We start from the raw sequence: 15,891 nt of genomic DNA on the forward strand, positions 1-15,891 counted from the left end.
TTCAGCCTTACGTTGTCTTTTTAACTCTCAGCTAGGCCTTGTAAAAACTCTAAACTTAACTTTTCTTGTGCATTAGTCTGATACGGCAACTGCTGTAAACTGTCGTACGAGAAATCGTTTATATCAAAATGGCTTATTTCACTATTCCCAAAGCTGTTACGCTCACCTGGGCTTGGCGACATTCTTTCTATTACAAAGTCACTTAAGCGCATATCGGTAACGCCCTTAGGTAATACTGACCAATGAGCTTTTAAGTCTACGGTTTGGCTCCCTTGTGTTAAGCGTTCCTTAGATACCAAATGAGCAAGTGGTGTATCACCACTATATAAATTCGCCCTAACACGATACAAACCACTTTTTATCACCGTTAAATTAGCTGGCATAATCATGTTTTCATTTTGAGCATAAGCAATTTCAAAACCTGTCAAAGTAGCACTTGGCGGCATATATTGAATTTGCGCAACTACGGGTACTTTTTTGCCGTCAACATCGCCCTGCACATACACTTGCAAACTACGAGGGTAATCTTCATCTTCTTTAAATGTAATAATTGCCTCACCTTCACGCGCATTGCCCGTATGGGTATTAAATACTTCCTTTGTATCAGTATTTGCAAGTTCAACGACCACTTTACCAAGCCCTTGAGCGCTTACCTTTAATGTTATTTCTTCTGGATATACAAAACGATATTGTTTGAGGCTTACCGTTAAAGCATCGCCGCTTTCACCTATGGGGCTCGACACAGGATAAAATTGATTTGGCTTTAATCGATCTTCATCTAAAGGACTTAGAGGTTGAGAATAAGGAGGAAACTTAAGTGCACTTTCGTATTGCATCACCACTTGCTGCGCTGCTTTTGTTAGGTCTTCATTAAACGTAATTTGCTTTTTTGATTGTGGTTTTTTAGCTTTAGGCACATCTATAGGGATCACTTTTACAGGCGATAAGTCAGGTGCGTTCGCGCTGTGTTTAATCTGTGGTTTTATTGGCTCAGCAACTTTATGAGCATCATTTTTACCAGTCAACCATAGCGAGAATAAAATAGTGCTAATACTTAAAGCAACGACATAAAATTTTTTCATTTTTATATTTCAATCTTTTATAAGGCGTATAGTTTTTAACTACACGCCTTCTATGTTATGGAATCACATTATAAATAAGTGCTGATGCACTTAAATTATTTGAATCCTTAATATAACGATATTGTTTTTTCCAAAACCAACTACCTGTAGTTTTATCAAACGTATTAAACCCTACGTTATTACCTTCAACATTTACGTTATTCATGGCTATTGTGACATTACCTTTACGCTGCGCGTTATGTATTTCGTTATGGCTATAACTGTCACTCATCATCATTGGATAATGATTTGGCATAAAGCTACTAACAGCATCACCTTGCGATTTTAAATGGCCATCTGTATCAATACTGCTGCTACAACTTCCAAACGAGCCAGCCGAACTTGCACCACATGAAGAGTGCGATGCTACAACCGAATCATCATTACCTTTTAAAAATCCACCTGTTAAACCTAAATACGCATTACCATCTGCCACAAAGCGTAAACGAGGTGTACGTGCATCAGGAAATGGCGATATTTTACGGGCATTATTCACTTTTAAATCGTGTAATACACCAACAGCTTCGGTTACATCGCTCCCTAGCCACCATTTGAGTGCTGCATCGACCGCAAAGTTCCATGATGCGCCAGTTAAAGCACTAACGGCTACATCTGCAAGCTCACTTCCACCACCCGCGCCTGCTAAATCAAACGTCGCAACAATATTAAGCGGCTGTAAGCCTGCGTTTTCTAACCAGTTTTCTTGGTTATCAATAATATGGCGTGCAACTAAGTCGCCTGTTGAATGTGTTACAAATACACAGCCATCACTGCATAAATTAGAGCGTGAAATTTGCTTTAACTTTGGCCACACCCAATCGGTAGCAATTTTATCTTCAATTCGCTCATAAGCAGGCCAATCAATTCGCTCATCTGCACGATTATTCCAGTACGATTGCCAATATGTTTCACCGTCATTAATTACATCACTACCCGACTTATTGGTTATTTGCGAAGTTTGTAACCCGTGAATTAATATAATTTTGTAGTCTTTACTCGCAGCAGAAAAGCTCATTAGCATAGCAAGCCCAGCACCAATTAGGTGACTTGGTTTAATTAATGTGTGTGTGCGCTTAGTGTTGTTCATACAATTCCTTAATGTTGTGTACGTAATATTTTATTATCATTTAAGGTATTCATACTAGGGCTTGTCAGCCTTGGCGTTCATCAGTATTAGGAACAGAGAACAAAAATGCAACAATTTATTTTCATTTAAAAAGGTAAAGAAACTTATTACTTGTTATTTAATGGGTTATTAAAAAATAATTGTTAAATTTAAAATTATCAGGGATGTTTCGAGAGTAATATTGAGGGGGGTTGGGTTGAGCGGGTACCGGTAAAGGTACCCGCTTTAGAATAAGGACGTAACTAATCTAGCCGTTAGCTTTGAGTTCACTGGTAAATTGCCCAATCGCATTTACAACTTCTTGTGCGCCTTGCTGAATTTCCTGCATCACATCACCCGACTCTTTAGATAGTGCTAAACCTTGCTCTGCTTTTTCTTTACCTTTTTCTATTACAGCCACCGTATTTTGGGTTTGTGATTGGTTACGCTGTACTACTTCTACAATTTCTTCTGTTGCTTTTGATGTACGAGATGCAAGCAATCGAACCTCGTCTGCAACCACAGCAAAACCTCGACCTTGCTCGCCAGCCCTAGCCGCTTCAATTGCGGCATTTAATGCTAACAAATTGGTTTGCTCTGCAATACTACTAATACTTTGTACAATACTCGATATTTGTTGCGACTGCTGATCAAGCGCTGAAATTTCACTTGCCGCTTGCTCCATGTTAATAGCCAGCTCGGTCATTACTGCAACTGTATCTTGTATAACGCTCGCGCCTTGCTCTGCTTTTTTATCCGTTTGGGTTGAGGTGCTATAAGCAATTTCGGCAGCCTTAGATATCGCAATTTCTTGATTTACTTGCTCTGTAATAACTGTTGCAAACTTCATTACTTTATAAAGCTCATTCACGTCATTTGAGATTGGGTTATATGACGCTTCTAACCATACAACATTGCCGTATTTATCAACACGCTTAAAGCGCTCCGCTATAAACTGTCCTTCTCTTAATTTAGCCCAAAACTGTTGATACTCTTGGGAATTATACTCTGAAGCTTCACAAAATGTGCGATGGTGTTTTCCTATTAATTCACTTTCTTGATAACCCATTGCTGATAAAAACTGCTCATTTGCTTTTAAAACATGGCCTTCTAAATCAAATTCAATTACTGCCATAGAGCGATATATTGCTTTGATAGTGTCGCTTTGCTCGCGGGAAGCCGTAATTGTTTTTGTAAGCACACTCCCGAATATAGAAAAATAGAGCAACTGATCTTGCTCCCCTTTTACAGGATGTACTATTAAACGTAACCATTCAGCTTTACCATCACCGCGCGCAATTTGTAATGCACCGCCCCAATGTCCTTCTTTTTTTATAGCTTGCTGTAGGCTTTTAAATTCTGAAGATTGACGAGATGACTCAGTAATAAAATCATCAAAAGAGTTATTAGTAAGATCGTCTTCGTTGTAGCCTAAGTTTTCTAAAAACCTATCATTGGCGTGCGAAATTCTGCCATCATAGAGAATGTTCAGTACTAACATCTCTCGGTAAAGCCCTTCCCACACTTGTTGTAACGGATAGAGTTCTGCTTTTAAAGAGGCTATCTCATTTTGCTTATTTTTAGAAAAAAACATTAATATCCTTACTAGGGAGTGTTGACCTTTGTGGATTGAAATTTGTTCAATCTAGGGGCGATTAAATCACGGCGCGAGGTTTGTAACCTAGTGGGCTCGATAACTGCTCCTGCGTTATTCTAATGGCTTACATCCATGTAAGAATAAGTAAAAACCGAGCAAAGCTACCGCGTCCTGCTCACGCCCCTTACCTACATCCATGTAGGTAACAAAGAGTTAATCGTCCCTAGAAAGAACCCAAAGGGCAGCGTATGTTTGGTATTTATACTACGTTATCGCCTATTTATGGGGAATACCACACTACATAGGCTCTGCCTTGCCTAAAAACCAAACACACTGCCGCAAATTCACCCACCAAAGATCAACACGCCCGAATACATTCAATATAAAATTAATTTTAGTATAGAAGACATTTATAATAACGCGATAAATAACAAGCAGTTTGAAGCTAAATTATTAATAAAAAATTCAAATTAAGCTTAAAATTGTAACCTTTCATATAAACCAGATGCTCTTGATACGCTTTTATTCATTGCTAGTTGCAGTACTTTTTTGTCAGCCACCAGCTCAAACTTATTTTTAGCGCGGGTTATTCCCGTATACACTAATTGCCTGTTAATACCCATGCGCGCTTGTATTAGCGGTGGCAGTACCATAGCGGTGTAACTAAACTCTGAGCCTTGTGATTTATGAATAGTCATTACGTATACTTTATCGTGTGCAGGGAGTCGTGCTGGCGAAAATGCTCGTTGATTACCTTGCTCATCAATAAATATGGCTTTGAGCTGATTACTTTCATCGGGCATTAAAATACCAATATCGCCGTTAAATAACTTAAGCTGGTAATCGTTTTGGCTCACCATAATGGGCATGCCTGTATAATGATGAGTATTAGGGCTAACTGTTATTAAACCTTGCTGTTGCAATACGCGCTCTATTCGCTGATTTAAGCTATGCACACCATAATCGCCCTCTCGTACCGCAGCTAAAAGCTGATAACTCGCAAAAGCAGCATGCACCTGTGCAACATCTGCACCTTGGGCAATTAAGTTAAGGTATTTTGCATAATGACTTGCTGCACTTTTAACAAGCTTTTCAATTGGTTTCGCTACAAAGTCGTAATCTAAAATTACATCGTTAAAACGCCCTTCAGTACTTTCTTGCTCAACGTAATTTAAAATGCCGGTGTTATTTGTGTTTACCGCAAGTGCGAGTTGACCAATGCCACTTTGTGCATCAAATCGATAACTGTGCTGTAAAAAGGCAACGCAATCTGCGAGTTTAAATTCACTCACGCTTTGCGCTACGAGCTTAGGCTCATTATTAAAACATAAGCTATTTAGCTCATCACAACGTGCTTGCGAGTAGCGTGGCGTTTGCCCAAGTGTTAAACCTTGGCATAAATCGCTCATTACGCTGCCAGTATCTACCGAGGCCAGCTGGTCTTTGTCACCTAGGAGTATTAATCTCGCATGCGCAGGCAGTGCTTCTATTAATTTAGCCATCAGCGATAAATCGACCATACTGGCTTCATCAATAATCAGCACATCTAAATGCAGTGGATTGCTTTTGTTATGTCTGAATTTATTAGTAAACGGTTTTACGCCTAATAAGCGATGAATAGTTTGAGCGTTTTGCGGTATCAGCGTTTTTATATCATCAGGAATCGTTGTGAGCTTATTTTTAGCGCCTAAAATAGACTCACTTAAACGTGCAGCGGCTTTACCTGTCGGTGCCACCAGCTTAATACTAAGTGGTGCGGTTTTATAAAGTGACTGCAAAATAGCCAACAACTTAGTCACTGTGGTAGTTTTACCGGTACCTGGACCACCCGTGATCACGCTAAAGCCTTTGGTGGCAGCAATCGCACACGCCACTTTTTGCCAATCAGTTTCAATTGCAGAATCAGCAGGAAAATAGGTATTCAAAAGTTCAGCCAATATTTCATTATTAATATTGAGCTTTCGCTCGCTCATGCTTAATAGTCTATCTGCGAGTGTTTGCTCATAACCGGCAAGGCGCGCAAAATAAAGTCGCTCTTTAAACAGTTGCAGTGGTTTATTTTCGCCCACGCTTTCATGGTTTTGTAAATAACTGAGCGCTGTATGTACATTAAAGTCATCACTAAACGGGCTTAGCGTACTGGGTACATTGCCATCGAGTTTATTAAAGTCGCTTTTGCGCAAGTTAAAAGGATTACTCCAATCAACCTCATTTAAAGTTAGGCAGCTATGCTGGCTTTGCTGCGATAAGCACAGTAATAAAATAATATAAAACAGCTCATTGTGAGTTTGCTCAATGTCATTAGCACACAGTAATTCAGCGAGCTTCACATCAACTACACGCAGTCGGTTTTGCGCTAATAAATACTCAAGTAACGGGACTTCGGTAATCGTATTATTTAACACAATGTCCTCTAATGGGGCATCTTGTGCTACATTTTTTGAAGTAAGAGGCTCTACGGCTTCATTATTAAGTGTCTCGTCTATATCGTCAAACAAGCCAGGTTGCTCATTTAAATCGCTCATAGCATGGCTCCTTGGCTAAATAAGCCATCTAAAATAATCACCTGTTCTTCAGTTAGCTTTTTAAAGTACACGCCTTGCCCTGCGGGCATTCCTCGTAAAAATGTGTAATACACGCCGCCTAAATGAGTTTCTATTGAGTAATCAGCTATACGTTGTTTTAATAAACGATGCAGCGCTACCGTGTAAATTAAATACTGCAAATGATACTGATGACTGCTCATCGCTTGCTCAAGCATGTCGCTCTCGTAATCAGCTGGCGTGCTACCTAAATAATTAGACTTATAATCTAAAATATAATATTTGCCTTGGTAGCAAAATATTAAATCGACAAAGCCTTTTAACAAGCCCTTTACTTGCGAAAATTCAAGCTTACTTTGCGTAAAACCAAAATGTTTAATTAGCATTTCGTTTAGCTTAGGTGCACTTAAGCTCTCAAGAGGTAAATTAAATTCCATTTCGACTAGGCAGTCACCTGGTGTAAGCACACCTAATGAAAGAAGCCCGTTTTCTAAAGAGCTGTTATCTAGGGGACACGCAAGAACATCAAGCACCCATTTTTCAGCCACCTCTTGCCATTGATCACCTATGTGATACTTTTCAAGGCTGCGCTTAACTACCTCAGATAAGTTTTGCTCGGTATTAGTTGGGTGAACTATTGGGCTAGTAAAATCTATTTGTTCAAATATTTCGTGTAAACAGCTACCAGGCTTTGCCCCTTTAGGAAAACTATAAGGTGATGGTATTTCGTCCTCTTGCACTGCAAACTCGTCTTTTTCGTGATCTTCATCACTTCGCCCTGGGGCTAATTGGTCGCTGTGCTTTTTAAAGCTCAATGCACTAAAGCTAGTTGCTCGCCAGTTACGCTCAATATTTGCCGTTACTTTATTAACACTTAACGTTTGCTGCGCACTTTCACTGTTATTAAAACAAAGTGTTCCCTGCTCTAATAATGTGTGTGAGGTAAATTGCTGATAGCTCATCGCGCTGTTAGCGTCGCAAAACTCACTTAAATGCGTGCGCCATGTTTGGCTACTGGCAAGTTCAAGCCCTGCAAATAAAACATGCCCAAGTGCACTACTTTGCATAGCCAAGCGGCTACTTTGTCCTTGCCCTATATTATAAACACCAAGCGCACAAAAATGTACGGCGCGAGTAAGTGCTACATAAAGCAGGCGTAAATCTTCAGCTAGGCGTTCTTGTTCTGCTTTTTGAAGGGCATCTTCGTCTTTACTTAAATCGTAAACTAGCTTGCCATTATTATGATAAAGCGCTTCTTTTGTTTCGCGATAGCCACTGGCAAACGGCATAAATACCAGTGGATATTCAAGCCCTTTTGAGGCATGCATAGTGACAATTTTAACTAAGTTGGCGTCACTTTCTAGGCGTACTTGTACTGTTTCACCGTCTTGTTGGCTTACCTTTTGTGCAAACCATCGCAGTAAACGCAGCGTACCTTCAAGCTCTATTTGTTTTTGCTGAAATATTTCGCCCAAGTGCCTAAAGTCCGTCAGCCAACGCTCAACGTTATATCCTAACCCTTGCCATTTAGCGCTAAGCTGGTTATGGCTCATTAAGCGCTCAAGCATGGCCATAGCGCCTTGCTTGTTCCAAATGTGGCTAAGTTGTGCAAAAAAGTTTAAATGCTCTTGCCATTTATTTTCATCATCAGCGAGTGCATGTATTTCGTTATAACTTAAACAAAATAACGGGCCAGCTAAAACACCGCGCAGCAATGACTCGTCATATTGACCATGCAGCGCTGTTAAAAAGTTAAGTAGGTGATGGCTAAGCTCTTGGCTAAAAACGCTTTCTCGCGATAAATACACGCTGGCAATTTTGGCATCATCTAGCGCTTTTTTCATTATTTGCGCTTCAACACGGTCGCGCACTAATATACAAATATCGGCAGCGCTTACAGGGCTACTGCCAATACACGCATCCCCTTGTTTTGCTTTTTCAAGCAGGGTAACTATTTTATTAGCAAAGTGAGTGGCTAAATGTGCTTGCCCTACACCTTTGTTGGTTGGTTTGTTTTTTTCGTCTGCGGCTTCATCCACAAATACATTAAATTCGAATGCGGTCGCGGGTTTGCCATCAATTAAAAAAGAGTCTTCCGCTTTTTTACCTTTAGCAGCTACTGCGTTAAAGGGGATGGCGTCGTTATAAATAAAGCTGTTAGCGTGTTTGCCAAATAAACTATTAACGCTATTTACTATATCGGTGCTTGAGCGAAAGTTAGTCCCAAGCGTAAATTGCTGATCAGTCTGTACAGCTTCTTTTGCGCCAATGTAGGTGAAAATATCTGCCCCCCTAAAGCCATAAATAGCCTGCTTGGGGTCGCCTATCATGGCAAGCGTGGTGTTTTGTTGCCCATAAATTTTACTAAAAATACCGTACTGAATCGGATCGGTATCTTGGAATTCATCAATCATAGCAACCGGAAACAGCTGCGCAATTTTTTGCGCTAGTACGTCGCCTTGCTCGTTATTAAGCGCACTATGTAAATTAGTCAATAAGTCATCTGGGGTGATAACGCTTTGCTCTTGCTTGCGCTTAACTATTGCGGCTTTTACCCAACGTGCTGCATGTTGTACAACTGCTATTTTGAGCCCTTGGTTTATGGTGTTATTAAGTGCGGCAAGCTCGTCAAACTGACTCAGTAATGGATGCACAAATAATGGCTGATTTTTTTTATAATTGCTCACATCGCTTAAGCTTTCTGTACTCCACACTTCAAACGAATACTTGTTAGTGCCAAATTCAAAAAACAAATCGCCGCCTAAACAAAATGCCTCAAGCGCACCAAGGCTGCCTTTTCGTGCTGGCGTTTTAGACCCGCTTAAACCCGAGCTTTTAATAGCACCGATAAACTCTTGCTCTAACACCGCTTTTTTAAATGCAGGCACACGGGTTATGTACTCGTCACGGGCTTTCCATACATCATCTAAATTTATTTGTGGTGTAATGTGCGCATTAGCTTTGTTTAAAATGCTCGCCACTTGAGCGAATAAAGCCTCGGGTGCGGCAAATACATCTAAAATAGCATCGGTGCGTTCTTTATTAAGTGGGTATACAAACGCACGCCAAAAATCTTTAATAGTTTCGAGTAATATGTCGCGCTCATCTAAAATAAATTCGAGATTAAACGCCACACCCGACTCAAACGCATGTTGCTTTAGCATCCGCTGACAAAAGCCATGAATAGTAAAAATAGCGGCTTCGTCCATTGATTTAGCAGCTGCATCGAGCAAATCAAAGGCGCGGTGCTTATCATCAATTTTGGCAATTACGCCTTCAATGAGTTCGTCGTTTGGGTCTTGCCCAAGCAATGCGTCGCGCGCAGCAATAATTCGGCTGCGTACGCGGTCTTTAATTTCTTGGGTGGCAGCGTCGGTAAAGGTTACTACCAAAATTTGCTCAACACTGAGCGGCGTACTTAACTCACCTTCTATTTGCATACCTAGTAAGTAACGTAAATACAGCCCCGTAATGGTATAAGTTTTACCAGTACCCGCACTGGCTTCTATTAAACTTTGACCAATGAGCGGCATAGTAAGAGGATTAAGCGCTTGCATGGTCACTCTCCTTTGCGTGTTCAAATAAAGGCGTGAGCAATTTATCACTCCATTTTATAAATTCTTCTTGGCAGTCGTTTAGCGATTGCACCGTTAAGCGAATATACGGATTTTCGCCCTCGCCTCGCCCTATGTATTGCGGGCTAAATTTGCTCATTGCTTTTGTTATATCGCCGCCGCTTTTAACGTATTCATAACCACTTACTGGAAAGAACGGCACAGGCTCCGCGCGCAGCGCTTTGTATAACTCAAACCAATCGGCTAATAGTGCATTCGCATCAGCTTTATTAATTGGCGCAAAGGTAATTTGCTTATCAAGCCCAAGTAACAATGTTTCTACTTGTTGATCCATACTTTGCGCTGCGAGGTGATAAATAAAGCCTTTAATTAAATCTTTCGCTTTAATACTCGCACTGCGGTAAAACACTTGTTTTTGCAAATACACATGATTGAGCCAGCCCTCTATTTTAGTGCCTTCAATGGTAAGCAAAACTTCTATTGGCTCACTTTTTCCGCCTTTAATGTGCTCTTTAACTTGCCCTGCAAGCGCATCAACTCGGTGCTCCATACTCTCAAATATGAGGCTGCCTACATTGGCTTGAGGTAACTCACCTCGCTGCAGTATTTGCTCGGTACTCAGTGGTTGCTCGTTTATATTGGCTTTAAGTATTTCATCAAGGTAAAAATAACGGCGCAGTGCATCTAGGCTAAAGGGTTCTTCGTCTTTTGCTACTTCGTTAAATTGTGGTAGGCGTAAGCCCAATGTTTGTTGATAAAAGCTCTCTTGTGCGCTGCACACACTTCTAATAAACACATCGAGATCTAGCTGTTCTGGCACAGTCACATCAAGTGCAATAACCGGCTGTGGTTTAATTGACTCACTTGGCAGCCAAATTGGATTGTAACTGTGGTTGCTCAGCACAGTATTGGCTTGCTCATCGGCTAAATAGTAATGGCTATTAAAGGGCTGTAAATGCTGCTGATTAATTAGACATGCGGGCAGCGTTTTTTCACTCTTTTTGTTTAATACAAAACTACGCCCAATATATTCTAACAGCTCACTTACAAGGGTTGATGGCATGCGCGGTTGGTTATCAAAACATGAGCGACCAATGTAACTCATGTATAAGTTGTCGCGGGCACTCAGTAGCGCTTCTAAAAATAAGTAGCGGTCATCTAATTTACGTGATCGGTCACCTTTTTGCTTTTTAGAATAAGGCACCAAGTCAAAACCAATAGGTTGTACGTTACGCGGGTAGTCGGCATCGTTTAAGCCCAGCATGCATACCACTTTAAATGGTACGGCGCGCATGGGCATAAGCGTACAAAAGTTTACTTGCCCAACCAAAAACCGCTGCCCTACGCCTTTTTCTTGAATGCCTTGTTTAACTAAGTAACTAACAATACGCTGCGAAACCGCTTTACTGTAATCACCGTTATCGTGGTGTTTTTGTAACTCTTCGAGCACGTTTTGCAGTACTAATAAATCCCAGCTGTCGTCGCTTTCACTTTCGTATATGGCGCTTAATAGCTCGCTTAAAACATGCGCTTTATTAGTGAGCGTATCATCGGGCGTTAGCTGCTCTTTAAAGCTTTGCAGTACATCAATAAAATGCACGAGCTTGTTGAGTGTATCAAGCGCCATGCCTTCTACTTCATCAGCGCTGTAAATACCGTTAAACGGGCATTGTTCGTCGCGCATGGCTATACCAAGCAGTAAACGGTTGAGCCCATGTTGCCAGGTATTTAAATCGATAGCGGGTAAATCAAAGCTGCTTTTATGCGCTGCGTTTATACCCCATTTTACCCCTACACGTTCAAGCCAATATTGAATTTGCTCGTATTCGTGCGCTTCAAGCCCAAACTTTTCGGCTATTTGCGTCACTTGTAATAAATCGAGAATATCCGATACACCAAAGCGCGAAAACGGTAAGTTAGCTAAACTCGCAAATGAACTAAGGACAGGCTTTTCTTGCTCTATGGCTAAATCGGCCAATGCGTAAGGAATGAAGCGGCTGCCTTGTGCCCCGCCAAATACGGCTTCAATGTAGGGGCTGTAAGTGCCTACATCGGGCATCATGACAATTATGTCTTTGGGAGTAAGCGTTGGGTTTTGATTAAATAAGTTAAGTAAGTAGTCGTGCAAACGCTCAACTTCTCTGAGCGGTGTATGGCAATCGCTGAGCGTAATGCTGGTGTCGGTTGCGCTGATTGGTAATTTACCTTCGTCGTTTATAAACCACTCTTTGTTATCGGTAAGAGACTCCCCCTTAAACGCAAGCTGATAAATCTCGCTTTGTACTTGCCCTAGTAACGTGTCGTCAAACACATCAATAAAACCATCAATCCAACGGGCATCTAACTGTACAAGTTGTTCAAAATAGTCGCGACCTAATTTACCCCACGACGATAACAATGGATTACCAATAAAGTAGTATTCTTCATCTGGATTGGTTTGTTTTTTTTGTTGTGCTTCCACCAGCGGCATTTTGGCGTATTTAGCGCTTATTTTAGCTGCTGTTTTTTCATCTATAATATCGCCCCAGTAATGCTCACTTGGGTTAAAAAAGAATAATATAACCTCGGTTTTTTTACTCAGTGCTTCAAATACGTCTAGCTGGGAGCTGGCAATCGCCGATATACCAAATAAACTAATGCGTTGTGGCAGTAAGCTATTGTCCATGGTCTCAAGTGCTGCAAGTAATTGTCCTTGCATATTAGCGCGATGAAATTGGCTTTGCCCAAGCTCTTGGCTTAGTTTTACAATGCGTCGCCATAAATCAGGTTGCCATGGGGCAATGGCTACATCTACGTCATCAAGCTCATCTTTGCCGCTATCCCATGTGGCTATCCAGTGCGGTCGGTACATTAAATATTGGTCGTACACATCGGCTATTTTTTCACATAGCGCAAAGGTTTTTTGCCCGTCAATATCGCCCTCTAAATAGGTTTTTAGCGGCAAATAAAGCGGTTCATCAATGCAGGTTGGTAAAATTGCAAACAGTTTCCAAGCAAGGTTGGGCTTATTAAATGCCGACTCTTTAGGGACATTTGGCAGTAATTGCTGATACAACTGCCAAATAAAGCTCGACGGCAGCGGAAAATCTACCTGCGCTGCAACCCCTAAGTTTTCACTCAAACCTATTTTTAACCACTGCGACATACCCGGCGATTGCACTAGCACTACTTCTTTGTCGAACGGGCTTTGCAATGGGTTTACTTTTAACAGCTGGTGGAACTGCGCTTGCAGGGCTTCCATCCGGTTTGATTGAATAATATTTAGCATATAACACTGACCTTGCTTGAGATAAAACCAGTGTAAGATATTTTCAATATTAGGGGTAGTTATTCACTGAAATTGATTCTAATAAATCAATAAGTTAGTCATTAAACAGTCAAAAAGCCCATCGGTGATGGGCTTTGCTTTAATTCAATTGTTAATCCTACACTTTAACTTAAAAGTCAGCGGTCAATGTAACTGCTGCGGTGCGTGGCGCGCCAATGTAATAAGTAGCGCCGTTACCAGTACCACCTGCTAAGTAGCTTTTGTCAGTAACGTTATAAACAACAAACGATACGTCAATGGCTTTAAACGGGCCGGCATCTACGTCAGTTGAATAACCTGCATTAAAATCAAGTACGGTGTAGCCGTCTACTTTATTACGCGTGCGAGTGTCTTCGTCTTGCCATGCACCTAAGCGCTCACCGGTGTATTTAGCCGATAAACCAACACTAAAGCCATCGCTAAAGTAATCGGTAGATACCACAAATAAATCTTCTGATGAATCTATTATGCTGTCGCCTTTTCTAAAGCTCGGTGCTACCTCATTACCACTTTCATCTCTTAATATTACACCCTGTGAATCGTATGCATTTGGATCATCAGATGAATACTCAGAACTGCTATTTGTATACGACGAGTACACACTCCAGCTTGGTGTTAATATATAGCTTGCTGCAAGCTCAAGCCCATTTGAGTCAATACCCCCTACATTTACGTACGAGCCATTTGTACCAATGGTGTAATCAATGCCGTCTGTGCCACTACCAGGGGCAATAAAGGTAATGCGGTTATCAAACTTAACACTGTAAGCCGTTGCTGTAAGGGTTAATCTGTCGGCTTGGTAACGTACACCAAAGTCGATGTTGTCGGCAGTTTCTGGCTCTATGTTTGTAAGTGTTGAGCTATCTCGCTCAAGCACACCGTCTTTTATTGCTGAAAAATTCTCGCTGTAACTAGCAAATAATTCTGTGCTGTTATTTACCTGATACAATACACCACCGCTAAATAACACGTCTGAGTCGCTATCTACTTTATCTGATCTTTCGTTAGCAAAGTGGTCGTATTTTTGTAATTCAACTAAATATTGTTTTGCACCAATATTTAATGTTAAGTCACCAAAATTAATCGAGTCTTGTAGGTACCATTTGAATGTATCGGTATCAAAAGTGTTTTTGTATTGTGTCCAGTAAGGCGTGCTATCAAAGTGATGATAAATACGCGCGTCAATTACTTTGTGCCAATCACGCGATTCATCACGTTCGCTTTGCTCATACCAAAAGCCCGCTTCGATATCGTGATCACCAAATGTAGCTTGGTAATTTGCCGTTACACCTAAACGATCTTTGTTGTAATGCGTATGGCGGTAGGACATAACAGGCGTTGCTGTTGCATCGTAACACGCAGGATTTAAACCAGGACCCGACTCCCATGGCCAGCTCAAACTTTGCGTACAATCGGCATTGGGTGCAAGCGGGTTGCCTTCACTATCAGCAAAACCATAAGAGCCTGCATTAGTGCCACCTTCGGTTGTTGGGTCGCCATTTTCATCAACCGGCGTTGTTAAATAAGGTGGGATCCAATCGCCGCGACCTGAATTTTTATGATAATAAGGACTAACGGTTAATAATGAAGTTGGCGAAATCGCGTATTCAAATTTTAAATAGCCTAAGGTATTTTCACGAAGCGTTCCCCAACCTTCTGCAAACATTTGGTCAAAGTGCGGAACTCCCGTCCAATTCCATGTTAGCTGATCCCAATCGGGTGTTTGTTCAAACTGCTCAAGGCTTACGCTGTTATAGTTTGTCTCGCTTACATCATCGTAAGATAAACGACCAGAGAGCGTTAAATCATCAAAATTAGATACAAATTTAAGCTCAGCGTGTTGGTTGTCTTTGCCCCCATTACTGCCTGAACCAATCCAGCGGCTTGTATCTGTTTGCGAGTAACTTACGTACGCTTGTGTGTTATTAAAAACAGTGCCTGTTTCGTGTTTCATATAATAACGCGTGGCATCGTGGCTGCCTGATGTATAAGCAAAGGTAGTGCCTTTTTCAAGGCTTGGGTCTTTACTTACAAAGTTAAATGTCCCGCCTAGTGCTTCAAGTGAAGCCGACTTAATATCAGAGGTACCTTGACCTACTTCTACCGTTGCTAAGTTTTCACTCTCCAAGTAACGGTTAGCTTTAGCACCACCGCCGTAATTAGAGCCACCATTAGGAATGCCATCAACGGTCATTCCTAATTGTTGTTGGTTTCCATCAATACTAAAACCACGCATAGTGATTGTAGTAGACCAATCGTCGCCACCAAATGCATCACCTTCGTTTATGCTAATACCTGGTAAGTTATCAATAACCGATAATATGCTCGATACCGAACTTTGCTGCTCAAGCATTGCAGGCTCAATAACATTGTTAGCGTAGCTCGTTGGTTTAGCTACAACGGTTACTTCTTCTATGGTGCTGTCGTTAGCATAAGTAGATGTTGATACAGCCATGGCAATAGCCATGCTCAACAGCGATTTGTTTTTTAAAGCGTACATTGTTGTCCCGTTTAGTTTTAATTATGTAATATGAAAACGAGCACAGTATGAATTTTAAATATGACAACGAGGATGAACTTTATTTACATAAAGGTTAAACAAATATGGAAGATTTATGGCGGGAATATGTACAAAAAAAGACA

General features: G+C 41.1%; 7 protein-coding genes. All 7 read right to left on the minus strand.

The features are described from left to right. Window positions 1–20: 20 nt before the first annotated feature. A complete protein-coding gene (locus H5120_RS15020) occupies window positions 21–1,082 on the minus strand; it encodes a hypothetical protein (RefSeq protein WP_182675383.1) in 1,062 nt (353 codons plus the stop codon). Between the two features lie 55 nt (window positions 1,083–1,137). Continuing rightward, window positions 1,138–2,208: a hypothetical protein gene (locus H5120_RS15025; RefSeq protein ID WP_002963298.1), complete on the minus strand. Its 1,071-nt coding sequence runs from the start codon at window positions 2,206–2,208 to the stop codon at window positions 1,138–1,140. Between the two features lie 286 nt (window positions 2,209–2,494). Then, window positions 2,495–3,820: a PAS domain-containing methyl-accepting chemotaxis protein gene (locus tag H5120_RS15030; protein WP_024596440.1), complete on the minus strand. Its 1,326-nt coding sequence runs from the start codon at window positions 3,818–3,820 to the stop codon at window positions 2,495–2,497. Window positions 3,821–4,299: 479 nt separating this feature from the next. Further along, a complete protein-coding gene (gene recD / locus H5120_RS15035; protein WP_182675384.1) occupies window positions 4,300–6,348 on the minus strand; it encodes an exodeoxyribonuclease V subunit alpha in 2,049 nt (682 codons plus the stop codon). Beyond that, window positions 6,345–9,923 (minus strand): exodeoxyribonuclease V subunit beta, encoded by a 3,579-nt coding sequence (gene recB / locus H5120_RS15040; RefSeq protein ID WP_182675385.1) that lies wholly within the window; start codon window positions 9,921–9,923, stop codon window positions 6,345–6,347. Before recB ends, recD begins: the two co-directional genes overlap by 4 nt. Further along, window positions 9,910–13,209: an exodeoxyribonuclease V subunit gamma gene (gene recC / locus H5120_RS15045; RefSeq protein WP_182675386.1), complete on the minus strand. Its 3,300-nt coding sequence runs from the start codon at window positions 13,207–13,209 to the stop codon at window positions 9,910–9,912. The genes recB and recC overlap by 14 nt, the downstream gene beginning before the upstream one ends. A gap of 169 nt (window positions 13,210–13,378) precedes the next feature. Continuing rightward, window positions 13,379–15,748: a TonB-dependent receptor domain-containing protein gene (locus tag H5120_RS15050; RefSeq protein WP_182675387.1), complete on the minus strand. Its 2,370-nt coding sequence runs from the start codon at window positions 15,746–15,748 to the stop codon at window positions 13,379–13,381. Window positions 15,749–15,891: the final 143 nt, after the last annotated feature.

The sequence above is a fragment of the Pseudoalteromonas sp. SR43-2 genome, assembly GCF_014163885.1.
Classification (GTDB): domain Bacteria; phylum Pseudomonadota; class Gammaproteobacteria; order Enterobacterales; family Alteromonadaceae; genus Pseudoalteromonas; species Pseudoalteromonas distincta.

Bases quoted from the DNA above. Each gene is read 5' to 3' on its own strand.
- H5120_RS15025 (WP_002963298.1), bottom strand. From the start codon at position 2,208: ATGAACAACACTAAGCGCACACACACATTAATTAAACCAAGTCACCTA.
- H5120_RS15050 (WP_182675387.1), bottom strand. From the start codon at position 15,748: ATGTACGCTTTAAAAAACAAATCGCTGTTGAGCATGGCTATTGCCATG.
- recB (WP_182675385.1), bottom strand. From the start codon at position 9,923: ATGCAAGCGCTTAATCCTCTTACTATGCCGCTCATTGGTCAAAGTTTA.
- recD (WP_182675384.1), bottom strand. From the start codon at position 6,348: ATGAGCGATTTAAATGAGCAACCTGGCTTGTTTGACGATATAGACGAG.
- H5120_RS15030 (WP_024596440.1), bottom strand. From the start codon at position 3,820: ATGTTTTTTTCTAAAAATAAGCAAAATGAGATAGCCTCTTTAAAAGCA.
- recC (WP_182675386.1), bottom strand. From the start codon at position 13,209: ATGCTAAATATTATTCAATCAAACCGGATGGAAGCCCTGCAAGCGCAG.
- H5120_RS15020 (WP_182675383.1), bottom strand. From the start codon at position 1,082: ATGAAAAAATTTTATGTCGTTGCTTTAAGTATTAGCACTATTTTATTC.